Source organism: Pseudoalteromonas sp. XMcav11-Q, assembly GCF_040104525.1.
In the GTDB taxonomy this organism is placed as follows: domain Bacteria; phylum Pseudomonadota; class Gammaproteobacteria; order Enterobacterales; family Alteromonadaceae; genus Pseudoalteromonas.
In genome coordinates, this window is sequence record NZ_JBECOX010000013.1 from 37,827 (window position 1) to 61,948 (window position 24,122).

Here is a 24,122-nt window from a genome sequence, read left to right on the forward strand (position 1 = left end):
TACAGGCGCGGGATGGAGCAGCCTGGTAGCTCGTCGGGCTCATAACCCGAAGGTCGTCGGTTCAAATCCGGCTCCCGCAACCAACATCAGTTGGATGTATAGAGTCTCAAGTACAAGACTTAAAATTAAGTACAAATACAGGCGTGGGATGGAGCAGAATGATAAATCATTCGTCGGACTCGCTAAACCTGGAAAGAATCGAAGGTCGTCGGTCCCCGACGAAGAATAGATTCACAAAAACATACAGGCGCGGGATGGAGCAGCCTGGTAGCTCGTCGGGCTCATAACCCGAAGGTCGTCGGTTCAAATCCGGCTCCCGCAACCAATTTTTAATTGGACTGCACACTCTAAAGAACTAGTACAAAAGTCGTCGGTTCACTCTTCATAAATTAATGGCTCCCGCAACCAACTCTTAATTGGACTGCAAACTCTAAAGAACTAGTACAAAAGTCGTCGGTTCACTCTTCATAAATTAATGGCTCCCGCAACCAACTCTTAATTGGACTGCACACTCTAAAGAACTACTCCAAAACTCGTCGGTTCACTCTTCATAAATTAATGGCTCCCGCAACCAACTCTTAATTGGACTGCACACTCTAAAGAACTACTCCAAAAGTCGTCGGTTCACTCTTCATAAATTAATGGCTCTCGCAACCAATTCTTAATTGGGCTGTAAAATCTAAAGAACTAGTACAAAAGTCGTCGGTTCACTCTTCATAAATTAATGGCTCCCGCAACCAATTTTTAATTGGACTGCAAACTCTAAAGAACTAGTACAAAAGTCGTCGGTTCACTCTTCATAAATTAATGGCTCCCGTAACCAATTTTTAATTGGACTGTAAAATCTAAAGAACTCCTCCGAAATTCGTCGGTTCACTCTTCATAAATTAATGGCTCCCGCAACCAATTTTTAATTGGACTGCAAACTCTAAAGAACTAGTACAAAAGTCGTCGGTTCACTCTTCATAAATTAATGGCTCCCGCAACCAATTTTTAATTGGACTGTAAAATCTAAAGAACTCCTCCGAAATTCGTCGGTTCACTCTTCATAAATTAATGGCTCCCGCAACCAATTTTTAATTGGACTGTAAAATCTAAAGAACTAGTACAAAAGTCGTCGGTTCACTCTTCATAAATTAATGGCTCTCGCAACCAATTCTTAATTGGGCTGCAAACTCTAAAGAACTAGTACAAAAGTCGTCGGTTCACTCTTCATAAATTAATGGTTCCCGCAACCAACTCTTAATTGGACTGCACACTCTAAAGAACTAGTACAAAAGTCATCGGTTCACTCTTCATAAATTAATGGCTCCCGCAATCAGCCTTTTTAGTTCAGTTACCTAAAACCCTCTCAATGGACAGTCAGTTTTCTTCGCTATATACAGAGAAATAAATCATCCACTTTTTATTATTCAAAGCCTGAGTGTTGCTGTTGTTTGATGCATTTCTTAAATTGGAATTAATCTTAATACTTACACTGTGAGCAACAACCTATACGCGGGTTATGGAAACCCGCTGTTAAAAAGTGAATAGATTTAGCAAAGGCAGGTGAATCCGATTTGACAGCTAGCAAGATCGGAGTGATTGCAACAAGCTGAGATGTCTTGGCGAGATGCACATTTCATCGTGTCCTGACATCCGTAAACTCTCGTATAATCACCTCCGGCTACTTGAGGAGTTGCTTCCTGAGGTAGTTTTTTATCTTGAGTGAGTTTTTTTAGCTGCTTTTTTTGGAGCTTTATTTTCATTTTCAATATCCTTTTTATAGATTTATTAAGTTTGTTATCACGAAACCGATAGCGTGATCTGTTTAAAAATAATACAAAGAAGTGTTGTTGTAAAACAAATAATGAAATGTAATTATTTTGTTTTCTTTTGAATGGGTGAAGATTATTTGTCTATAAATCTTTATATGGTCTAGGCTTTTACTATCTCTTGTTTGAGGTGTATGAAGATGGATTTACATAGTATTCGAGTCAAAAGTTCGTTGCCTACGGCTATGTTGACGATCGTGTTGCTATTTGTGTTTTTTGGTTTTTCGGTGTTGCTCAATAAAGTGCAATCGGCACTTGAGATCCAAACTGAAAACTATTTAAAAGCCGTGTCAGTGGTACTCAATGCGGATAGAGACTTTTATCAAGCTCAAGAAGCCTACCTCAAATTATTAGCTGGTGAAGATAAGCGGGCGGATTTTGAAGAAAACGCCGAGCAGGTGAAACAGCGCTATCAAAAGTATCTTCAGTTTATGTCACTCCACCAGAGTGAGCTGGGTAGTTTTGCAACTTTTGACGCGGACTTTCAAAGTTGGTATCGCGTGACGGTGGCGAGTATTAAAACCCCGACAGATAAAGCGCTTCAAACTGAGTCGGCTAAGTTATTTGGTGCAGTTCGTGATGTGCTTGATAAAGCCGGTGAATTAGCCGATGGAAAATCTGCTGCAAGTCGCGCGTTAGTCGTTGCTGAGGTTACTCAGATAAAGTGGGGTCTTGGTGTTGGTGCCTTGCTCCTACTTGGTATTGCTTGTTGGATTGCTTATCGAATCCCTCGTCAGCTAGCAAAGCAGATAAACTTTGTGTCAGATAGGATCTCTGAAATCGCCTCTGGAGACGGAGACTTAACTGGTCGCATTGAAATCAAAGGAAATGATGAGTTTGCAAAGCTATCGCTAAACTTTAATCATTTTCTCGAGAGTTTACAGGCGATGGTTACAGCACTTGTGAAAGATGGTGGCGAGCTGTCGAGTTTGTCGTCAAAACTCAGTCATTATGCCACACAGTGCCATGACTTAATCGACTCGCTTGGTAAGTCATCACATACCATTGTTAGCGCGGTGAATCAGCTTAGTCACTCAAGTCAAGAAGTCTCGTCGGTGGCAGAAAACTCATTGAAAGAAGCTGAAGCTTCACATCGCTACGCAGCACAAGGTAAAACGGTGTTGGCTGATTCAAAACAAAAAATCACTCATCTTGCTGATAATATGGAAGCGGCACTCTCCAGTTCGTTAGCTTTACAAAAAAACTCTGAAAACATTACGCAAGTGCTTGATGTTATTCGCGGGATCGCTGAGCAAACCAATTTATTAGCGCTCAACGCGGCAATAGAAGCGGCAAGAGCAGGCGAACAAGGTCGTGGATTTGCAGTGGTAGCTGACGAGGTTAGGTCACTGGCCACTCGAACACAAGACAGCACTAATGATATTCAGAAGATGTTGGAAGCATTCTCCCATAGCGTAGAGGACTCACAAAAGACCATTGAAGATGGTAAGCAGTATGTTGATGTTGCAGTAGAAAGTTTTACGAAGGCAACGGAGCTATTGGAGTTAATTGCACAAAGTGCGGTGAAAGTGACTGAGCTTTCAGAGCAAACCGCTCATGCGACTCAGCAGCAAAATGCAGTGTCTACTGAGGTTAGCAGTAATTTAACTGATTTAAATGACAAAACATTGGACGGCGAGCGGTTGTCTGGAGAAACGCACCAAATTTCGGATGATGTGCTGCGAGTCACCAGTAAATTGGTGAATGAATTATCTCAGTTTAAAGTCTAAGGTCTTGTAAGGTATGCCGTGCGGCACACCTTATAAATCAGTGGTTTGAACAGTTATTTAACCTGAGGTTATTTAGCGAACTTCTTTGCGTAAGCCTCAGCTTGTTTCCACACGCGCAGGGTATTGCCACCTAAAATCTTTTTGATATCAGCGTCGCTGTAACCTCTATCCAAGAGACCTTGCACAAGATTTGGATACGTTGACACGTCTTTCAGGCCAACCGGTAGTGAGTCACCCACACCATCGTAATCTGAACCAATCCCTACGTGATCTATCCCTATCAACTTAACGACGTGGTCAATGTGATCTAGCACTTGATCAAGTGTGGCAAATGGAAACGGATTTTTTGCTCTAAACGCCGCTCTAAAATCGGTGCGATCTTTGTCTTTGGCTTCTTTTTGTGCTTCGTCACGCTTGTCATACCAAGCTCCAGCTTTTGCCGTCACAAAGCTCGAGCCAAAGTTAATTTGGATCACGCCGCCATTTTTTGCCAAGGCTTTGAGCATTTTGTCATCCATATTGCGCTCGAATCCTGGGGTGTATTTGCGCAGGGATGAATGTGAAGCAACGACCGGTACTTTTGAAATGTCCATAACCTGATAAAAGGCGTCATCGGAAATATGTGATACATCAATGAGCATACCAATTTTGTTCATTTCAACCACAAGCTCTTTACCAAATGGGCTTAAGCCTTTCCATTTGCGGCGTACATCATAAGAAGAGTCAGAAATATGGTTGCTTTGTGAGTGTGCTAAGGTGATATAGCGTACGCCACGGTCATAAAAATGCTTAAGGTTTTTCATCTCACCTTCAATGGGCGAGCCATTTTCCATGCCCATCGCGATAGACATAATACCACTGTCAAATTGCGCATAAATGTCGTCGGTATTGTAAGCCATTGCAAATTTATCTGGGGCGCGATGTGCTAAGGCTTCCATACCGTCAATCAGTTGATTGGCGAGTTGATAGCTTTTACCTTTACCTTCAAATTCTAAATTAGCAGGAATATAAATAGACATAAATGGCGCATTAAGACCGCCTTTTACCGCGCGAGGGTAATCAAAATCACCGCCTTCGGTTGCTTGGCTAACATCATCCCATTTACTTTGGATGCGATATGGAACGTCGATGTGTGTATCAATTAGGATGTTATCGTGAGCGAGTTTAACTGCGCGCTCAGAGGCTTTGTATTCAGTTGCATAAGCGCTAGAAACAGCCAGCGCTAGGGCGCAAAGAGCAGTGCCGAGCTTCATAAAATTGCCTTTCCTTTATAGTTATAGAAATTTGATTGTAACAACTCCTGTCACTTCGACAACTGTTTACGATTAGCGCTAAATACAAAGAAAGCTGAAGGTTTTTTAATACTCGTAATCTTCCTGTGCTTGCATTGCTTGAAATTGTTGTTTGCTAACAATATTCACAGATTCATGTAATTCTGAGAAAACGATCAGCGCTTCTCCGGATTTTAGCTGTGCTTTCACTTGCGCGACTTTGCTCTCGGTGCTGACCTCGGTATCGCCATAGTCTGTTCCTTCTCGCAGCACATAGTGCTCAATAAGATTGTCTAGCGTCTCTTGCGGAAGTTGTTGATAGGGAATGAGCATACTACTTAGCCTTACTATAAATTTGCTGTAAATATTGTGGAATAACGCTTTCTAGCCAAAACTTAGGTTTAAGGGGGTTACTTCCCGAAATAAACCCTACGTGACCACCGTGGGGACTCACTGCGAGCGTCACCGGTGAGTTAACCTGAGCGGCTGTAGGCACGGCTTGTGATGATAGCATGGGGTCATCTTCGGCGTGGATCAGGAGTGTTGGTGTCGTGATCTGGGTTAAGTAGGGCTGCGAACTTGCTTGTGCGTAATAGTCTTCCGCGCCGTTAAAACCATGCAGCGGTGCCGTTATCTTATCGTCAAATTGCCAAAGGTCATCAATGGCATAAAGGGCAGGCTTGTCTATCCTAATTTGCGACTGGATGGTGTCTAGCTTACGTGAAAAAGATTTCTTCATCCTGTCTAGCAAGTATTTTTGATAGAGCTTAAAACAGCTCTTTCTGATCACCTGACAAGAGGAAGAAAGGTGATAAGGCGCTGAGACGACAACACCAGCTTCAAGACCGCTTTGCGATTTGGTTTCTCCCAAGTATTTGGCAAGTACATTACCGCCGAGCGAGAAGCCAACCGCAAATAATGGCCGTTTAGGAAAACGGGCTTTTAGCGTGTCTATAAAAAAGCCAAGATCTGAGGTTTCGCCGCTATGATAAGCCCTAGCTTGGCGATTCACTTCACGTGAGCAGTTGCGAAAGTGCATCAGTACGGCATCAAAACCATGGTGTACCAACGCTTTTAATAGGCCTTTTGCATAAAAGCTGTTGATATTGCCTTCTAGCCCATGTAATACCACAACCAAAGGTGCCGATTTATCGCCGTGTTTTGCCCATGCAAGTTCTAAAAAGTCATCGTCTGGTGTGTCTAGTGTTTCATAGTCGACGGGCACCTGTAATCTAGGCCTAAAGAATCGCGGAAGTATGGTTTGGGCGTGGCGGTTGCGCATCCACCAAGCGGGCTTAAATTCGTAATTATCGGCTGTTATTGTTTTCATGGCTTGATTCATAATAGAAACTGCGTCTTTTTGACGGTTGCTCGCAAAGCAAAGAAAGGAAGCTATCCAGTTGCAAAACACGTTTTAGCCAGTTTAACGTATTATCAGTTGAGGGTTAAGCAAATAAAAAGCACCCGACCAGTAAACTGATAAGGTGCTTTGTGCGTCGTGCTTAATTCTGCAAGTTGGGGAACTACGTCGAGCCGATCTTCTACTACTTATTCTTCAATCGTCCCAAGGTAATACATTTAAATCTGTTCTATTGTTCGTTAGGTACTTCAGCGTCCATGACTTTTCTAATAAAAAAATAGACGTAATAACAGCACAGCAAAATTACAATCCCTAAAAAGCCAAAAGACAGAAACAACACAGGGTCGGAAAAAAAGTCTCTAAAGAATACGTTCATGGCTGTGCCTCCTAATTTGTCGATGAGTAAATAGTAGTGGAGGTCTGAGGGGCTTGATATGATCAAGATCAAGTTTCAATCCTGAGTGAAATTAAACCTAGGCAAAGGCTTGATCTCGATCAGGTTTTATATCTAAGTTGGGTAAATATCAGGGCTTATATTGATTTAATGGCTTAGAAGTCAGCCGTATTGAATAAAGCGTCGTACTCACTCTGGCTCAAATAGAGCAGCACATTGCTACTTGATTGCAATGGCGCAAACGAAAAGCGTTTTAATGTCTCCAGCAATAGCGCTTGTTGACGCTTTTCAAGTTCAAGCTCTGCAGTAAGCATTGCAGCTCGTAACTTTTGATAGTCTTGGTAGTCTTGATGATGTGTTTTTAGGGTATGGCGGATCGCGCGTTGGGGTTGTAGCACCGCTTGGTCAAATTGCTTAGCAGTCTTTACCAGTGCGGTTAGGGTGTCGGGGGTAATCGTCAGTGCTAAAGTGTCTAGGTAACAAAGTAACAGGCACAGGTTGATATTTTTGCCTGCAGCATCTTGCAAATTCAGCAGCCGCGATTGCATTTGCGGGCGGCTGTAGAACTCACAGGCAAACTGCCAAAAGTCTTCACGACTTAGCATATCTCTCCAGTCTCATCGAAATGATTTTGCTTTTCTTCTAACTCTTCCAATGCCATTAATAAGTTTTCTTCTGTGTCATTAAGCTCTGGGGTTATCTTGGCTTGTTTTGCCAGTAAGTCACTTAATTTTGCTTTGTTCTCGTCCGTGTATAGGCTGTTGTCAGCCAAAGCTTGCTCAATTTCCTCTGCTTGCTCAGTGAGCTTGTCGAGCTGTTTCTCGAGCTTTTCAATCGACTTTTTCAACGGCTGAATGGTTTTTCTGAATTCGGCTTCAAGACGCTTTTGCTCTTTACGATTGGCATTAGAGTTTTGCTTTGGTTCAGCCTCTGAGCCACTTGGTTTCGCTTGCTCTTTATTGGCATTCATAAGCCATTGGTAATAGGCATCTAAGTCATAGCCGAACTGAGAAACGGTTCCATTATCAACTAAATAGTACTCGTCAGCGGTATTTTTCAGCATGTGGCGATCGTGGGAAACCGTGACCATTGCACCCTCAAAACCTTGCAAGGCCATCACAAGTGCGTGTCGCATTTCTAAATCTAGGTGGTTGGTCGGCTCATCGAGTAACAGCAGGTTCGGCTTTTGATACACCAGCATCGCAAGTACGAGTCGTGCTTTTTCGCCACCAGAAAACGGCGCAACGGGTTCGAGGGCCTTATCACCATGAAAAGCAAAACCGCCCAAGAAATCACGAATAAGCTGCTCTGGGACTTTAGGGTCTAGACGTTGAATATGGGTAACCGCACTGGCCTCAAGATCGAGAGACTCAAGCTGATGCTGAGCAAAATAGCCTACATTTAATCCTTGGTGTTGAAACACTTCACCAGCTTGTGGGGTTAAATCGCCGGCAAGTAACTTGATTAGGGTCGATTTACCAGCACCGTTACGGCCAAGTAACGCAATACGGCTACCTGGGACCAGATTAAGCTTGATGTCATGCAAAATGGTAACGTCACCATAGCCCGCTTTGGCTTGCTCTAGTGTCATCAATGGATTAGGCAAGCTCGTTGGATCTGCAAATTCAAAATTAAATGGTGAATCTGCATGAGCGGGCGCGAGCATTTCCATGCGTTCAAGGGCCTTCACTCGACTTTGCGCTTGTTTTGCTTTACTCGCTTTCGCTTTAAAGCGGGTAATAAACTTCTCTAAATGTGCAATCGTTTCTTGTTGCTTCTCGTAAAGCGCTTGGTGCTGTGCCATGCGCTCTGCTTTTTGACGTTCAAACTGAGAATAGTGACCTTTATAGACGTTGATCTGCTGTTGGTCGATATGCCAAATCTCGCCAACAACTGCATCTAAAAATTCGCGGTCGTGAGAAATAAGCACTAATGTACCCTGATAGGCGCGCAAAAAGCGTTCTAGCCAATAAACAGCGTCCAAGTCCAAGTGGTTGGTTGGCTCATCCAGAAGCAATAAATCGGCATCGCGGATCAGCGCTTGCGCAAGGTTCAAGCGCATGCGCCAACCACCAGAAAAGTCGCTAACGGCAAACTCAATCTGTTCATTGCTAAAGCCAAGGCCATGGAGTAGTTCACCCGCTTTGGCTTCAATACTATACCCTTTGATATTCTCTAGCTGTTGGTGTGCTTGTGCTTGTAGTTCACCATCACCGTCCCGCTCCGCTTGTTGTAGTTGCGTTCTCAAAACATAGTATTCAGGGTGTCCCTGAAGTACATACTCGAGGGCGCTAATGGAGAGTGCAGGAGTTTCTTGTTTTACCGATGCAATAGACCAATCTTTTGGAATAGAAAAATCACCAGAATCGAGTTGCAGCTCACCTTTTAGCAGCGCAAAGAGAGATGATTTACCACAGCCATTGGCACCGACAAGGCCCGCCTTATGTTGCGGATAAAGCGTTGCATTAGCTTGTTTTAGCAGTGTTTTACTGCCACGAAGTAGCTCGATATCAGAAAGTTGGATCATAATTCTAAAAGTCTGTCTAAATTGCGCGCATCATAGCATGGATCCAATCCCTTACTCCAAGCGTATCATGACAAATAAAATTAGGATAAAATGACAAACCTTAAACTCGGTGTTCATTAGAGGTGTAGAGTTGAAAGTTAAGAAGCGTTTTATTGCAGGGGCAAGTTGTCCAGAATGCCAAAAAATCGACGTAATGATGCTCTACAAAGAGCATGATGTTGAAAAAGTTGAATGTGTTGAGTGTGGCCACGTAATGTCACAGCCGAAAGACGCGGTACAGGCTTCCACACGCCAGTTTGAGCAAGTCATTGGGGTGTTCAAACCGGAGTGAGTGTTCACCCCGGTTTTCAATTTATTTGTTAGTAGTGCGGTGGTGGTGGCTCTTGATGTTGAGGCATTAAACCCGGATCGCGGCCTTCCTTCATTTTCTCTGCCAATAGCTCAATTTGTCGTTGCATTTTAGCCAAGCGCTGCTGATGTGCCTTTAGCTCTTCATTTAAGGTTTCGATTGTATCTTCTTGAAAGGCAAGCTTAGCCTCAAGCTCAGTAATTCTGTTTTCGATTTCATTCATGGCTTTTTCACCTGCGCAAATTTTTCCAGTAGTCCGCTGGAACTTTCGGTTAGCAATGCAGTGTCTTGGTCTTGAAAAGCAACGTCAAATACAACCGCAGACTTAGGGCGGCTGCCTTCTCGAGGTTGTACACGCCAAGTTTGCAATCGTTCGCCATCACTCACTTGCCATAAAATAAGCTCGCGGTTAGGTGAGCCGGTAGCCAAGAGCGTTGCGTCTTGATTAAAGCGCACTGCAACGAAAATTTTCTGGCGAGCAATATACTGTAATTGCGCTTTGAGATCACCAGAAGTTAATTGCCAAATGCTCGCTTTTTTCATGCTATCTGCGGTAAAAGCAAATCTTCCTTGGTCATCTAATGCAACTTTGGTCACACGACTTGGGTGGTTAAAGCGGTGGATCACTTGCCCCGTTCTAGTATCCCAAAAGTAGGCGGTATAGTCGTTGCCTCCGGTTAAGGCAAAGTGACCATTGGGAGACATGGCAATAGAATTGATATTTTCTTGATGTCCAAGGAACTCTATCCGCCTTCCACTCTCTAAGTCGAGGTGAACGACAACGTTATCACTGCGGGCATAGAGTAAATATCGGCCCGCATTGCTAATTGCGATATCTCGAATAGTGCCAGACTCGATCTCAAAATATCCTAGGTTTTGACCGCTTTCGATGCTCCAGATGGCGAAAGTCTTATCAGTGGCAGTGACGGCCGTGGAGTTGTCATTAGCTAAAGCCAGTGAGTGAATGAGATCATCGGGGACATCGGAGTGACGCCATTGAAATTTGAGGCCTTGCTCTTGATTATCCCAAAGTACGGCCCCATGCTCTATGGAAGAAACAAGGCTGTAGTGACCGTCCGTAGAGATTGCTGCAGAAAATGCGCCTCTGCTGGCATGTTCCACGGTCATAACGGCTTTTGAAGTGTCAGGGCCACAGCCGGTTAAGGTGAAGCAACTTAGCATCGCGCATGCAAAGAGGAGGCTTGTCCACTTAATGTTGACGAGTTTGACCATAAGTTAGGTAAATCCTCCTTAACTCCGAAGTCTATCACAGGTAGACTAAAGGCACTAAAAACAAGATATTATTTTGATATTAGCGTATTAAAAGCGTAATGTCGTTACGCGATAATGGCAAGCAAATGCATATTGGCATTCTGATTAGAGAATGTTAATGTGGCTAGCACCTTTTCTTATTAATATAAAATTAACAATGGCACCGCATATCAAGCTCTCTTGCGCGAGCATTGGTGTTTTGATAGTAGGGACTGTCGGAGAGTTGAGAATGAAACAGACGATTAAACTGTCACTCGTTGCTGCTTCAGTGTTAGCACTAGTAGCGTGTAATAAAAAAGCAGAAGAGCAGAAGCCTGCTGAAGTTAAGCTAGATACAGAAGTGCAACAGCAAGCATACGGTATCGGTGCTTCAGTTGGTAACTTTTTGCAAAAAGACTTAGCGGATAAAAAAGAGCTAGGCATTGAACTTGATCAAGAGTTATTAATGCGTGGTTTTAAAGATGCACTGGCTGGTGAAGCTAAGCTGGATGAAGCAAAAATTCGTGAAGTACTCACTTCACTAGATTCTTCTGTTCGTGAAAAGCAAGCTGCTAAGGTTGAAGCTGACGCGAAGAAGAATAAAGAGGAAGGTGATAAGTACCTAGCTGAAAACGCGAAGAAAGAAGGCGTTCAGGTGACTGAGTCAGGTCTTCAATATGAAGTGCTAAGCGAAGGCGACGGTAAAAAGCCAGTCGCAACAGACAAGGTGACAGTACATTATAAAGGTACGTTGCTAGATGGTTCTGAGTTCGATAGTTCCTACGCACGTAATGAACCTGCTACTTTCAACCTAAATCAAGTAATTGCAGGTTGGACTGAAGGTCTACAGTTAATGAACACTGGCGCTAAGTATAAGTTTACTATTCCTGCGGAGCTTGCATACGGCACTCGTAACCTTGGTAAAATTCCAGCTAACTCAACACTGGTATTTGAAGTTGAACTGCTAGGTATCGAAGACGAAGCTGAAGAAGCTGCTGAATAATTTGGCAGTGTCCGTAAAGAAAAAGGTGAGATAGCTATCTCACCTTTTTTTATATTTTGGTGCCCGCAAATTTAGACTATTCAGTGTGATTAGAATAAAGGTTATCGATCAGTTCGTCTTCCAATTGGAAGCGTAACTCAAGCGTTTCACCTAATACAGACAAGTCGTTATCGAAGTCTGCTAATTCTTGCGTTTCTTGATTTACTTCAGCGTATTTGTCGTTGAAATCAAGTGCGGTATCAGTCGTATCTGTGATCCGAGGGTACAGTGACTGAGCTAATTTTGCGCTTTCAGGGCCTTTTTCTTGGCAGGCCTCAACAATGTTGTCATAAATTTCAAAATGACCAGCTGAAAGATAGTCCATCAAAATCTGGCAGAATGACTGAATGTCAACTTGCTCAGGAAGTGCTTTACCATTTCGAGTTGGTGAGCATCCTGCAACTTTATAATATAAAACCAATAGTTCCTGACGCTCTGCTAACCATGCATCAATAACACTATGGCTACCTCCCCATTTCTGTTGGGCTTGTTCTAACTGCGAAAGCATAGTGATTCTCCTTAAGCGGGTTACCTACCTCTATGGAAAGGGAAACGGGGCAAAAGGTCAACCAATTTTTTCTGTAAAAGCGTAAAAAGATCAAAAGATTATTGGTTTGATTATCGGGAATGTTAACAAATTCAGGAGGATAAAAATAAAAAAACCACCGAGAGAAACTCAAGGTGGTTCAAAATAGCAGTTTAGCTTGTTGCGTAATGTTGTTATTTTTTTAATTGAAGGTGTTTTGTTGTTATTTTTCTAACGCGGTAATTTTATACCAACCTTTTAATCGTGTTGCAAACAGTTTAATTGCTTGTTTCGGTAACTTTTACACAAGCTTATGAATTTGTTCCTAATAAAGTGAGGTTTAATCTAGATCATGACGAGGCGCTGGCAAGGATAGTTTAGATAGTGCCCATGTGCACTTAGTGATACAATCCGCACAATTGAATTTAAGTATTGGAATAGAGACGCTATGAGCGAATTAAAAAACGATCGTTATTTACGAGCGCTATTAAAACAACCAGTTGACGTCACACCAGTATGGATGATGCGCCAAGCTGGTCGTTATCTACCAGAGTATCGTGCCACCAGAGCACAAGCTGGTGACTTTATGAGCCTTTGTAAAAATGCAGAGCTGGCATGTGAAGTGACATTACAGCCGCTTCGTCGTTATCCACTAGATGCGGCGATTCTGTTTAGCGATATTTTGACTATTCCAGATGCAATGGGACTTGGACTTTACTTTGAAACCGGTGAAGGTCCAAAGTTTGAGCGTCCTATCCAATCGTTAGGCGATGTTAAAAAGCTACCTAAATTGGATCCAACCGATGAGCTTGGTTATGTAATGAATGCGGTGAGCACAATTCGTCGTGAGCTTAAAGGTGAAGTACCACTTATTGGTTTCTCAGGCTCACCATGGACACTAGCGACTTACATGATTGAAGGCGGTAGCAGCAAAACATTCGGTAAGATTAAAAAGATGGCGTTTGCGGAGCCGCAGACACTACACCTACTGCTAGATAAAGTGGCTGATTCGGTTATCGACTACCTAAATGCGCAAGTAAAAGCGGGTGCTCAGTCGCTAATGATCTTCGACTCTTGGGGTGGAGTATTAAGCCCGCGTGACTACAAAGAGTTTTCACTACAATATATGCATAAAATTGTAGACGGTCTTATTCGTGAAAATGACGGTCGTAAAGTACCTGTGACATTATTCACGAAGAACGGCGGTCAATGGATTGAAGCGATTGCAGCCACTGGATGTGATGCAGTTGGCCTTGACTGGACGATTGATATTGCCGATGCAAAACGTCGTGTAGGCGATAAAGTTGCACTACAAGGTAATATGGATCCTTCAATGCTACACGGTACCCATGAGCGTATTCGTGAAGAAGTTCAGCATATATTAGCTGGCTTTGGCGAAGGTAATGGTCATGTGTTTAACTTAGGCCATGGTATTACGCCTGATGTTGACCCTGAAAATGCAGGTGTTTTCATCAACGCGGTTCACGAATTTAGCCGTCAATATCACAAGTAATTTAAGTTTGAACTTAAACTTAAAATGGAGAAGAGCGCTCACAGAAGCGCTCTTTTTGTTTTTGAAATGTATTATTCAAACAAAGCGTCGATGGTGCCTTGAGCAAGTGGGTGGTATCCCGGACGTGCTTGTTGGTAAACACGGTAAGCCCAGTCACGTTTACCATGCTTAATGAGTGACTTGTATAAATTCACAATAAGCTTGCGACGACCAATACTTACCAGGTGCTTTTCAAGGTCTGGGTAAATAGCTTGATAGCCGTTACCTACTGCTAGCATATACCAAGCAAATGCGCGTTCAGCGTTGGTCGATTGCGTCAGCTTAAATGCCTTGTCCAAGGCTTCCATACGCTCGATAGCGAGATCTCTTGGTAAGTTATTAATAAAGTGCAGCCACTCATGTACTGTCCAAGCGTCGGTCGGTAAATCTGCAAGTGTTTTCTCGTCTTTTAACCAAGCTTGAGTTAGCGCATCCACTTTTTCAAAGGCATCAGAAGTTGGGTTCGGTGCGTCGCTTGGCAAGCCTGGCTCATAAATCCACTCTTTGGCTTTTTCTAAGCTCACGATACCAGGATATTGCTGTAGTAAGTGTTTGTCTAAGTACGCGACGAATTCATCAGTAGTCAGAGATTTAAAAGAGAAAGTGTTAAAGTAGGTTTTAACAAACTTGTCGAACTTGTCACGACCAAACTTTTCTTCTAGATAAATAAGGAATAATTGACCTTTAGTGTAAGGTACAGAGCTGAACGCATCGTCAGGATCGCGGCCATTAAGCTCTAAATTCATGCGTGTATCAGGAGCGGCGATAGTTTTAAGTTGTGCACGCAGCCCAGCAGCGTCAAGTGCTTGCTCCATCACCGCGCGGTCACGACCAAACACTTCTTCCATAATACGGTTTTCAACGTAAGAGGTGAAACCCTCATTTAGCCATAGGTCTTCCCACGTCGCGTTGGTCACTAAGTTGCCAGACCAAGAGTGCGCTAACTCATGGGCGATTAGGTTTACTAAACTTTTGTCACCGGCAACTACGGTTGGCGTGATAAATGACAGGCGTGGATTTTCCATACCTCCAAACGGGAAGCTAGGCGGCAACATGAGCAGGTCGTATCTACCCCAAGCGTATTCACCATACATGGCATTGGTTTTGTCGATCATCGCTTGTGTATCGTTAAACTCTGCAACAGAGGCATCGAGGATTTGCGGTTCTGCAAAAATCGCAGTTTGGTGCGACATCTCTTTATATTCAAGGTTACCTGCACCAATTGCAATTAGGTACGGTGGGATAGCTTGCGGCATATCAAACCAATAATCGCCATCTTTGATCAATGCGCCGGTATTGTCCGCACTCATTACCGCACGCACATCTTTAGGCGTATGTACGCGAGCAGAGTAAGTCACACGCATTGCTGGCGTATCCTGCACAGGGATCCAACTACGAGCATGAATAGCTTGAGACTGGCTATACATAAATGGGTGAGATTTACTTGCGGTTTGCTGCGGTGTTAACCACTGTAGACCTGATGCTACTGGCAAGCTGTTGTAATAAATACGTGCTTTTTTTGCTTGCTCTTTAAAGTGAATAGTTAACTTAGCACCTTTCACATCATCGCGCTTGGCAAGATCAAACTTGGCGGTATGCCATTTATCATCTCTACCTTGATACATCACTTTGTCGATTTCGAGGTCACGCGTATCTAGTACCAGTGTTCTTGCTTGGCGGTTCTGCCAATCTAGCGTGTGTTCAACAAAACCTTCTAGCTGCTTATCTTCAAAGTCAACGTCTAGGTCTAAATGCAAGTGTGTGGTAATAACATCGTTAAGATTGGCGTAAGTGTGTTGGTCAACGGCTGCGTTTACATCAGCAGTGTGGACAAGGCCAGCCATGGCAAGGCTGAGCGTAAGTGCCGAAAGTTTCATCATAATGCTGCTCTTATAAAAAGAATATTCCCAATTAGAACGGCTAACATAACTAATTTCTAACCATTTAAACAGTATTAGCCGATGGGTTACATAAAATGATGGGTAAGATGACGTTAATGCGTAAGTCAGGGCAATGCGCTACACTAGCGCCAGTTTAGTTAATATTGGCAAGGTGCTGCAGTGACTAGTTTGCAGTCTTATCACACTTTTTCGCTGCCGTCGGGTTGCGAGTCCCTTATCGTTATCACAGATCCACATGCGCTGGTTGAGCTCGATTTCAGTCGTCCTTTCTTTTTAATTGGGGAAGGGAGTAATACCATTTTTCTGGAAGACTATGCTGGAACCGTTATTAAGCTTGCGACCTTAGGTGTCGATATCGAGCAACAAGATGATAGTTATGTTGTTACAGTCGCAGCTGGAGAAAACTGGCACCAGCTCGTTACAAAGCTGCTTGATAACGAAATTGACGGGTTAGAAAATCTCGCGCTGATCCCTGGTACTGTTGGTGCGGCGCCGGTACAAAATATCGGCGCCTACGGCGTTGAAGTATCACAATTTATCACCGCCGTTAGAGGGTTTGATATCGCTGAGCGGCGCTTCACGACATTAACAAATGCTGAGTGTGAATTTGGCTATCGAGATTCAGTCTTTAAACACCGCCTAAAAGATAAGTTTGTTATTACTGAAGTGACATTGACTTTGCCTAAACGTTGGCAGCCAACGTTAAGTTATGGCCCTCTACAAAGCTTGAGTGATACAGCAACCGCGCAAGAGATTTGTGAAGCGGTGATAGTTACTCGAAACAGTAAATTGCCCGATCCTGCGACGCTTGCAAATGCCGGGAGCTTTTTTAAAAACCCAGTAGTTGATAGGGCGTTTGCAGCTCAGTTGCAAAGTAAATTTCCAGAGATGCCAGCGTTTGATGTGGACAATGACCATGTAAAACTTGCGGCTGGCTGGTTAATTGACAAAGCGGGTCTAAAAGGCTGCCACCGTGGAGCCATTCGTGTGTATGAGAAACAAGCACTGGTACTTGTTCATACTGGTGGCAGCACCGGTGAAGATTTAACACAGTTAGTGAGCCATATTCAGCAAACCGTTTGGCAAAAATTTGCTGTGTTACTCGAGCATGAAGTGCGCCTTATAACAAAGCATGGTGAATGTCAGTTACAAAGTGTGGAATGCCATGAAAACGCCTGATCATAAAAAGCAAACGATTTTAGCGGCCTTGAATAAAGGAGAATTTATCTCAGGGCAAGAACTTGGCGAGCAATTAGGTATTAGTCGCGCGGCTATTGCGAAGCATATAGCGGCGTTGCAAGAGATGGGCGTGGATATTTTTCGAGTCAATGGCCGCGGTTATAAACTCAATTATAGCTTACCGCTTATTCATCAAAGTAAGTTGAATACTCTATGGCAACAGCAGTTTCAAAGTGAGTGTCCAATCGAATATCACGCAATTATAGACTCAACGAATAGCGAGCTAATGCGTCGTTTGCAGGACAAACAGAATATAGGCTCAGGCCATGTCTTGGTGGCTGAAATGCAGCAAGCTGGCAGAGGGCGCAGAGGTCGGGTATGGCAATCGCCCTTTGGTGCTAACCTTTATTACAGTTATTACTGGCAGTTTGACGCTGGCATGCAAGCGGCGATGGGCTTATCCATTGCTGTAGGACTTGCAGTATATGATGCGTTAAAGGTCCTTTATGGTATTTCCGTTGAACTAAAATGGCCAAACGATATATATCTCAACCAGCAAAAACTGGCGGGGATCTTGGTTGAACTAGAGGGGCAGGTGGAAGGGCCTTGCCATCTCGTGATTGGGATTGGGCTAAATATATGCATGCCAGAATCTGCCTCTAAACACATCGATCAAGCTTGGACAGATCTGCAAACGCACTTAGGCCAAATTGATAAAAATCAGTTAGTGGTGCAGCTCACTCACTCTTTGTCTGAGCGTCTTGCCCAGTATAAAGAGTCTGGACTGAGCGAAATGGTGACCGAATGGAATAGTCTAAATGCCTTTAAAGGTGACGCAGTGACCTTGAGTACAGGACAAAGAGAATGGCGTGGGATCTGTGAAGGCATCGATATGCAAGGAGGCTTATTGCTTAGGCAAGATGGTGAGCTTAAAGCTTTTTATGGCGGTGAAATTTCGTTAAGAAAGGTGATATCGTGAAACTGCTAATCGACGTAGGTAATACTGCAGTTAAATATGCGCTTGAGCATGAAGGCCGTATTAGTCCAGTAAAAGAAAGTGATATTGAATGGCAAAAGCTAACCGCAATTGTCTGCTCTCAGGTTGGTAAGGTGGCGGGATTACAGTGGGTGGAAAGTCGTGCCTCTGAGTTTGGTCTTGTGCTAGAGCAAGCACAAGTATCGGCAAGGCGAGCTGGGGTAACTTGCGCCTATCCTAGTTTTAAAAATTTGGGAATTGATAGGTGGCTTGCGGTACTCGCCGCGCATGCTCTATATCCAACACAAGATATTATCGTAATTGATTCTGGCACTGCGACCACGGTTGATGTAGTGACTGCACATGGGATACACATGGGAGGGTGGATTTTACCAGGTATCGATCTCATGATTTCCAGTATTACCGCGCGTGCAGAGCGGGTATTTTGTGATGAGAACACGCCTTTTGCCGCAGAATTTGCTAAAAATACACCAGAGGCGGTGAAAAATGGTGCGTTAGCCGCAACACTTGGGCTCGTACATAGTGCAAAACAGCAACTTAATAATGAGTCTGCGTTGGTATTGTGTGCAGGTGGATATGGCGAGTTAATAAAAAATCATGTGGCGTCAGCGGTTTTTGATGACCTTTTGGTATTCAAAGGGCTGTCAGTTTGGTGGAAAAACCCACAATAACTGTAAAAATGTCATGGGATTGGCTTAAAACTGAGCGTTTGAACAATAAATTTAAATTTTTTTGCATATTCCTGTTGCATCAAGTCAATGGTTGCTCTAATATCTCGCCCCGTACTAAAGCAGTGCCGACTTAGCTCAGTTGGTAGAGCAACTGACTTGTAATCAGTAGGTCATCCGTTCGACTCGGATAGTCGGCACCATCTTTTTACCCTATCTTGTATAGGATGCTTTAGGAAAGAATTTTACGTGGAGGGGTTCCCGAGCGGCCAAAGGGATCAGACTGTAAATCTGACGGCTCAGCCTTCGCTGGTTCGAATCCAGCTCCCTCCACCACTTTATTCTTGACGGTTAGAGGTAGTTAAGAACAGGTTCCTAAAGCGGGCATCGTATAATGGCTATTACCTCAGCCTTCCAAGCTGATGATGCGGGTTCGATTCCCGCTGCCCGCTCCAGTTCGTCTGGCGTGCTGATATAGCTCAGTTGGTAGAGCGCACCCTTGGTAAGGGTGAGGTCGGCAGTTCAAATCTGCCTATCAGCACCAGTCTCCGAAGAATCTTCTCAAATACTTCCTTTGAATTGTCGAAAAAATATTTATAATAGACTGAATAATTCTAATCCACACTCGTCGTGGATTATTTTTATATGTAATCTAGATACACAAAACTTATAGGTTTCGTCATGGCAAAAGAAAAGTTTGAACGCGTAAAACCGCACGTAAACGTAGGTACAATCGGCCACGTTGACCACGGTAAAACAACTCTAACTGCAGCAATCACTAACGTACTTGCAAAAGTATACGGTGGTGAAGCAAAAGACTTCGCATCAATCGATAACGCTCCAGAAGAGCGTGAGCGTGGTATCACAATCTCAACTTCACACGTTGAGTATGACACACCAACTCGTCACTATGCACACGTAGACTGTCCAGGACACGCTGACTATGTTAAAAACATGATCACAGGTGCTGCACAGATGGACGGCGCGATCCTAGTAGTTGCTGCTACTGACGGTCCTATGCCTCAAACACGTGAGCACATCCTACTTTCTCGTCAGGTTGGTGTACCTTACATCATCGTATTCATGAACAAATGTGACATGGTTGACGACGAAGAGCTACTAGAGCTAGTAGAGATGGAAGTTCGTGAACTACTTTCTGAGTACGACTTCCCAGGTGATGACCTACCACTAATCCAAGGTTCAGCGCTTAAAGCACTAGAAGGCGAAGAGCAGTGGGAAGCGAAGATCGTTGAGCTTGCAGAAGCACTAGATTCTTACATCCCAGAGCCAGAGCGTGACATCGATAAGCCATTCATCATGCCTATCGAAGACGTATTCTCAATCCAGGGTCGTGGTACAGTAGTAACAGGCCGTGTAGAAGCTGGTATCATCAACGTGAACGACGAAGTAGAAATCGTAGGTATTAAAGAAACTACGAAGACAACTTGTACGGGTGTTGAGATGTTCCGTAAGCTTCTAGACGAAGGTCGTGCGGGTGAGAACATCGGTGCACTACTACGTGGTACTAAGCGTGATGAAGTTGAACGTGGTCAAGTACTATGTAAGCCTGGTTCAATCAAGCCACACACAAAATTCACTTCAGAAGTATACGTACTTTCGAAAGATGAAGGTGGTCGTCACACTCCTTTCTTCAAAGGTTACCGTCCACAGTTCTACTTCCGTACAACAGACGTAACTGGTGACATCCAGCTACCAGACGGCGTAGAAATGGTAATGCCAGGCGACAACATCAAGATGACTGTTGAGCTAATCGTACCAATCGCGATGGACGAAGGTCTACGTTTCGCTATCCGTGAAGGTGGCCGTACAGTAGGTGCTGGTGTTGTAGCAACAATCGAAGAGTAATCTGTAGATTGTCGTAACACACATAAAAAAGGTCGTTCTCTGATAAAGAGTACGGCCTTTTTTAATGCCTTGTAGATGCGATTTTATATCGCGATCAATGAAAGGGTCATCCTCCAATAAGGCGTACAGACTTTTTAATGCCTCGTAGCAGCGATTTTATATCGCGACCAGTGAAAAGGGTCATTCTCAAATAAGAAATACAGATTTCTTAATACCTCGTAGCAGCGATTTTAGATCGCGATCAATGAAAAGGGTCATTCTCAAATAAGAAATACAGACTTTTTAATGCCTCGTAGCAGCGATTTTATATCGCGACCTGCGAACAGGGTCATTCTCCTATAGAAGCATCATTCCTGTCATTGTGATGTTTATAACGAACAACTCGATAATGTTCTTATATTTGCTTTCGATAGCTTAAAATCCATATTCTCACCATTTAATCTCCCTATTCTATATGCTGATATCCTGCCACCAGCCACGTAAAAATTTGGTTAATTGCGTAAAGGTGTGCACAATAAGCCCATATAAAACCTAAAATTAGGGAGTGTAAAGATGTTAGGTCTTTCGGCTCGCACAATTTCTGCTGTGCTCAGTATCACAATGTCACTATGTACTTTTGCAAGCTTTGCTAATGTAGATAAAGACAGATCCTATATTTTGGCAACAGCCTCATCTGGTGGCACTTTTTACCCAGTAGGCGTCGCGATTGCGACACTAACTAAGCTAAAAGTCACGCCGCAGCATGGCATGAGTGTCTCGGCCATTACCTCTGCTGGTTCTGGTGATAACCTCAAACTCATGCGTAATAAAGAAGCTGAACTGGCTATTCTACAGGGTCTTTACGGTGCGTGGGCGACACAGGGGACGGGGGCAATGGCATCCGTTGGCAAACAAGATTATCTGCGTTCTGTGACTATGCTGTGGCAAAACGTAGAGCACTTTGTCATTGCTAAGAAGTATGCCAAAACGGGCAACGTCTCAGATTTGAAAAACCTATATTCACAAGGGTTTGGCATTGGTAAGCGTAACTCTGGAACGGAAGGTTCTGGGAAGCACATCATGGCTGCACTGGGCGTTGATAGTGACAAATTCACTTTGGTGCATAAAGGTTACGCGGGCTCTTCTAGCGCCCTACAAAATTGTCAGATTGCGGGAATGAATATTCCAGCAGGAGTACCTGTCAGCGCTATTACAAGTGCTTATGCAGCCGATGCCAATGGTATCGCGGTGCTGGATTTTACTGATGAGCAGCTAAATAAAGTCAACGCTGAGGTAGAGCTATGGTCACGCTTCGAGATCCCAGCTAACACTTACCCCGGCCAAACTAACGCAATCAAAACGATTGCCCAGCCAAACTTTCTTGCTGCACATAAAGACATGAGTGAGGAAGATGTATATCTGCTCACCAAGGCAATTTATGAAAATTTAGTCTTTCTTCAAACCATCCATAAAGCGACTAAAGCCATGGCGATAGAAAAGGCACTCATGGGACTGCCTGCAAAACTACATCCCGGTGCGCTGAAGTATTATAAAGAAATAGGTATTGCCGTACCTGCTCATCTGCAGTAGCGCCGTCAACTAAGTAAAACGGGATAGTATCTATCAATGAGTAATAGTAGCAATGAGCAAAGCACATTAGTAGCACCAACAGCAGCTCGTGAGCGGATCGCTTTTTATTTAGCGATACTCACGAGTTTGTTGCACCTCTATTTTAACTTGGTCGCCACTTGGCCGGATAACTATATTTCAGCCATTCACTTCATGCTATTTGGTAGCATTATCTTGCTCACCTTGCCACTTAGAGTTGGCAAATTAGCAGTGCTTTCTTGCGTTATTGATATCGGGCTGTTTATCGGTTTAATCGTGAGCTGTGGCTATCTTGTTCTGTACAGTGATGCGCTGGCTGCGCGTAATTATGAATTTGCTGCGGCTGACTGGATAGCATCTTCCACCGCTGTACTCCTCGCGCTTGAGTTGGTCCGGCGCTGTATGGGCTGGTTTATCCCGATGATGATCCTACTGGCGATGAGCTATGTATTGTTTTTGGGACAGTATATCGATGGCGTGTTTCATTTTGCTGGTTTAAGCGCAGAAACTATTTTATTTCGCAATTACTTTGATGACGGCTTGTTTGGACCTATTGCTAAAATTTCTTGGACGTTTGTTTTTATGTTTATCCTGTTTGGCGCATTTCTAGTCCAAGCCGGAACAGGGGACTTTATCATTCGCTTTGCCAATGCGCTTGTCGGTCGCATGGTTGGCGGACAAGGACTTGTTGCTGTTGTGAGCTCGGGTATGATGGGCTCCGTATCGGGCTCTGCTATCGCGAATACAGCGGCGACTGGGGTGATCACCATTCCATTAATGAAGAGAGCTGGCTTTCCTGCAAAGTTTGCGGCAGCAGTTGAAGCCGGAGCATCGACTGGAGGTCAGCTGATCCCGCCGATTATGGGGGCAGGTGTATTTGTGATGGCCTCTTATACTCAAATTCCTTATCTTACGATAATTTCGGCGGCCTTTGTTCCCGCACTGCTTTATTTCGCATCTATTGCCATCTTTGTACGTATCCAAGCTAAACGTTTGAATATCCAGCCAGCATTAGAGTCAGAGCAATTAAGTGCTTGGCAAGAACTGAAGTCCGGTTGGCATCATTTATTACCTATCGTGTTGCTCGTAACATTGATGATTTATGGCTTTACGCCAACTTATGCAGTTAGTATTGCGACGCTCAGTGTGTGTCTGTTTTCTTTGTTTTCATCTTCGCCGATGAGGTGGTCAAAGATTTTGGCTGCGCTTGCGAATGCAACTGAAAACAGCGCTAAGACAGCAATATTATTGGTGGCCATTGGTATGCTGGTTAATTGTATTTCGATCAGCTCCTTAGGGGTTACTTTTTCTCTAATGATAAATGAATGGGCGGGAGCAAGCTTGATACTGTTGTTGGTATTGATTGCATTGGCCTCGTTAATTATCGGTATGGGACTGCCAGTGACGGCATCGTATATTGTGTTGGCAACGCTTTCTGCACCGGCTTTGTATGGCTTGATCAGCCAGTCAGCACTGGTAGAGATCATAGTAAATGGTCAACTCAATGACACTGCGACGATGATGATGAGTATGATGGCGCCAGCGCTAGGAGAGATATACAACCAGCCAAATATTACAGCGGCTCAAGTGTCTACTATTTTGGCAAGCTTGCCGCCAGAGGCTATTGATATTATTCGCAGTAGCCAATTTGATGCCACGCATTTGGCCATGATGCTACTTTCTGCCCACATGATTATTTTTTGGTTATCGCAAGATAGCAATGTGACACCGCCGGTATGCTTAGTCGCTTTTACCGCCGCGGGAATTGCCAAAACACCGCCGATGGCAACAGGTATAGAAGCATGGAAAACGGCCAAAGCGCTATACATCGTTCCCTTACTGTTTGCTTATACACCGTTTATTGGGGGGAGTAACTTCGAGATCATGCAGGTTTTTTTCACCGCGCTTGTGGGAATGTACGCTTTGGTAGCAGCGATATACGGTTATGCAGAGGCGAAGCTCAATAAACCAATCAGGATGGTGTTAGCGCTTTTAGGTATCGCTTTAGTTTGGCCGCATCAAATGATCTCTGTAGATATAGCGGCGGCACTATGTGTTATTGCTGTTGTTATAAAGCAAGTAGTAGATAATCGTCTAACTTAAGCTTT

Annotated in this window: 20 protein-coding genes and 6 tRNA genes; 16 read left to right on the forward strand and 10 right to left on the reverse strand. The window is 43.9% G+C overall.

Features of this window, described 5'->3' with window-relative positions; genetic code table 11:
- The first annotated feature begins 6 nt into the window (after positions 1-6).
- The 3 genes from ABMY45_RS18595 (at position 7) to ABMY45_RS18605 (ending at position 3,544) form a co-directional block, all read left to right on the forward strand.
- Positions 7-83 (forward strand) — tRNA-Met (locus tag ABMY45_RS18595).
- Positions 84-248: 165 nt separating this feature from the next.
- Positions 249-325 (forward strand) — tRNA-Met (locus tag ABMY45_RS18600).
- 1,629 nt (positions 326-1,954) lie between these two features.
- Positions 1,955-3,544: a methyl-accepting chemotaxis protein gene (locus tag ABMY45_RS18605; protein ID WP_102055883.1), complete on the forward strand. Its 1,590-nt coding sequence runs from the start codon at positions 1,955-1,957 to the stop codon at positions 3,542-3,544.
- A gap of 68 nt (positions 3,545-3,612) precedes the next feature.
- Here the strand turns inward: ABMY45_RS18605 and ABMY45_RS18610 are convergent, their stop codons facing one another.
- From ABMY45_RS18610 to ABMY45_RS18635, 6 genes are all read right to left on the reverse strand, one after another.
- Positions 3,613-4,797 carry a dipeptidase gene (locus ABMY45_RS18610; protein WP_174170921.1) on the reverse strand — a complete coding sequence of 395 codons (1,185 nt, stop codon included), beginning with the start codon at positions 4,795-4,797 and terminating at the stop codon, positions 3,613-3,615.
- A gap of 105 nt (positions 4,798-4,902) precedes the next feature.
- Positions 4,903-5,148: a YheU family protein gene (locus ABMY45_RS18615; RefSeq protein WP_010607914.1), complete on the reverse strand. Its 246-nt coding sequence runs from the start codon at positions 5,146-5,148 to the stop codon at positions 4,903-4,905.
- Position 5,149: 1 nt separating this feature from the next.
- Complete coding sequence (locus ABMY45_RS18620; protein WP_130163322.1) at positions 5,150-6,157, reverse strand: hydrolase; 1,008 nt, start codon at positions 6,155-6,157, stop codon at positions 5,150-5,152.
- 247 nt (positions 6,158-6,404) lie between these two features.
- Positions 6,405-6,551: a hypothetical protein gene (locus ABMY45_RS18625; protein WP_206471655.1), complete on the reverse strand. Its 147-nt coding sequence runs from the start codon at positions 6,549-6,551 to the stop codon at positions 6,405-6,407.
- A 173-nt stretch (positions 6,552-6,724) separates the two neighbouring features.
- The gene (locus ABMY45_RS18630; protein WP_206471656.1) at positions 6,725-7,174 is read right to left on the reverse strand and encodes a TIGR02444 family protein; all 450 of its coding nucleotides are present in this window, start codon (positions 7,172-7,174) and stop codon (positions 6,725-6,727) included.
- Complete coding sequence (locus tag ABMY45_RS18635; protein WP_174170917.1) at positions 7,168-9,096, reverse strand: ATP-binding cassette domain-containing protein; 1,929 nt, start codon at positions 9,094-9,096, stop codon at positions 7,168-7,170. Before ABMY45_RS18635 ends, ABMY45_RS18630 begins: the two co-directional genes overlap by 7 nt.
- A gap of 130 nt (positions 9,097-9,226) precedes the next feature.
- On the opposite strand from ABMY45_RS18635, the gene ABMY45_RS18640 reads away from it, so the two are divergent.
- Positions 9,227-9,427, forward strand: coding sequence for a YheV family putative zinc ribbon protein (locus tag ABMY45_RS18640; RefSeq protein ID WP_010374531.1), 201 nt, complete (start codon positions 9,227-9,229; stop codon positions 9,425-9,427).
- A 28-nt stretch (positions 9,428-9,455) separates the two neighbouring features.
- Here ABMY45_RS18640 and ABMY45_RS18645 read toward each other — a convergent pair whose 3' ends face one another.
- Positions 9,456-9,668 (reverse strand): SlyX family protein, encoded by a 213-nt coding sequence (locus ABMY45_RS18645; protein WP_010374533.1) that lies wholly within the window; start codon positions 9,666-9,668, stop codon positions 9,456-9,458.
- A complete protein-coding gene (locus ABMY45_RS18650; RefSeq protein WP_349289327.1) occupies positions 9,665-10,678 on the reverse strand; it encodes a hypothetical protein in 1,014 nt (337 codons plus the stop codon). The genes ABMY45_RS18645 and ABMY45_RS18650 overlap by 4 nt, the downstream gene beginning before the upstream one ends.
- Before the next feature lie 268 nt (positions 10,679-10,946).
- Here ABMY45_RS18650 and fkpA point away from each other — a divergent pair, with 268 nt between their 5' ends.
- Positions 10,947-11,699 carry an FKBP-type peptidyl-prolyl cis-trans isomerase gene (gene fkpA / locus ABMY45_RS18655; protein ID WP_026001096.1) on the forward strand — a complete coding sequence of 251 codons (753 nt, stop codon included), beginning with the start codon at positions 10,947-10,949 and terminating at the stop codon, positions 11,697-11,699.
- 76 nt (positions 11,700-11,775) lie between these two features.
- On the opposite strand, the gene ABMY45_RS18660 is transcribed toward fkpA, so the two are convergent.
- Positions 11,776-12,246, reverse strand: coding sequence for an Rsd/AlgQ family anti-sigma factor (locus ABMY45_RS18660; RefSeq protein WP_010607921.1), 471 nt, complete (start codon positions 12,244-12,246; stop codon positions 11,776-11,778).
- Positions 12,247-12,712: 466 nt separating this feature from the next.
- On the opposite strand from ABMY45_RS18660, the gene hemE reads away from it, so the two are divergent.
- Positions 12,713-13,777, forward strand: coding sequence for a uroporphyrinogen decarboxylase (gene hemE, locus ABMY45_RS18665; protein ID WP_227387604.1), 1,065 nt, complete (start codon positions 12,713-12,715; stop codon positions 13,775-13,777).
- A 71-nt stretch (positions 13,778-13,848) separates the two neighbouring features.
- Here hemE and ABMY45_RS18670 read toward each other — a convergent pair whose 3' ends face one another.
- On the reverse strand, positions 13,849-15,693 hold the full coding sequence (locus ABMY45_RS18670; RefSeq protein ID WP_211868959.1) for a M1 family metallopeptidase: 1,845 nt from the start codon (positions 15,691-15,693) through the stop codon (positions 13,849-13,851).
- A gap of 183 nt (positions 15,694-15,876) precedes the next feature.
- Between ABMY45_RS18670 and murB the strand changes: the two genes are divergently transcribed.
- From murB to ABMY45_RS18720, 10 genes are all read left to right on the forward strand, one after another.
- Complete coding sequence (murB, locus tag ABMY45_RS18675) at positions 15,877-16,896, forward strand: UDP-N-acetylmuramate dehydrogenase (RefSeq protein ID WP_211867521.1); 1,020 nt, start codon at positions 15,877-15,879, stop codon at positions 16,894-16,896.
- Entirely contained in the window at positions 16,883-17,875 is a 993-nt protein-coding gene (gene birA / locus ABMY45_RS18680; RefSeq protein ID WP_174170915.1) for a bifunctional biotin--[acetyl-CoA-carboxylase] ligase/biotin operon repressor BirA, read from the forward strand. The genes murB and birA overlap by 14 nt, the downstream gene beginning before the upstream one ends.
- Positions 17,872-18,564 (forward strand): type III pantothenate kinase, encoded by a 693-nt coding sequence (locus ABMY45_RS18685; RefSeq protein WP_010607927.1) that lies wholly within the window; start codon positions 17,872-17,874, stop codon positions 18,562-18,564. Before birA ends, ABMY45_RS18685 begins: the two co-directional genes overlap by 4 nt.
- Positions 18,565-18,688: 124 nt before the next feature.
- A tRNA-Thr gene (locus tag ABMY45_RS18690) sits at positions 18,689-18,764 on the forward strand.
- Between the two features lie 48 nt (positions 18,765-18,812).
- Positions 18,813-18,897 (forward strand) — tRNA-Tyr (locus tag ABMY45_RS18695).
- Positions 18,898-18,941: 44 nt separating this feature from the next.
- A tRNA-Gly gene (locus tag ABMY45_RS18700) sits at positions 18,942-19,016 on the forward strand.
- A 13-nt stretch (positions 19,017-19,029) separates the two neighbouring features.
- A tRNA-Thr gene (locus ABMY45_RS18705) sits at positions 19,030-19,105 on the forward strand.
- A gap of 137 nt (positions 19,106-19,242) precedes the next feature.
- Positions 19,243-20,427, forward strand: coding sequence for an elongation factor Tu (gene tuf / locus ABMY45_RS18710; RefSeq protein ID WP_119230648.1), 1,185 nt, complete (start codon positions 19,243-19,245; stop codon positions 20,425-20,427).
- Positions 20,428-20,979: 552 nt separating this feature from the next.
- Complete coding sequence (locus ABMY45_RS18715) at positions 20,980-21,996, forward strand: TAXI family TRAP transporter solute-binding subunit (RefSeq protein WP_349289328.1); 1,017 nt, start codon at positions 20,980-20,982, stop codon at positions 21,994-21,996.
- Positions 21,997-22,032: 36 nt separating this feature from the next.
- Positions 22,033-24,117: a TRAP transporter fused permease subunit gene (locus tag ABMY45_RS18720; RefSeq protein ID WP_174170914.1), complete on the forward strand. Its 2,085-nt coding sequence runs from the start codon at positions 22,033-22,035 to the stop codon at positions 24,115-24,117.
- The last annotated feature ends 5 nt before the right edge of the window (positions 24,118-24,122 follow it).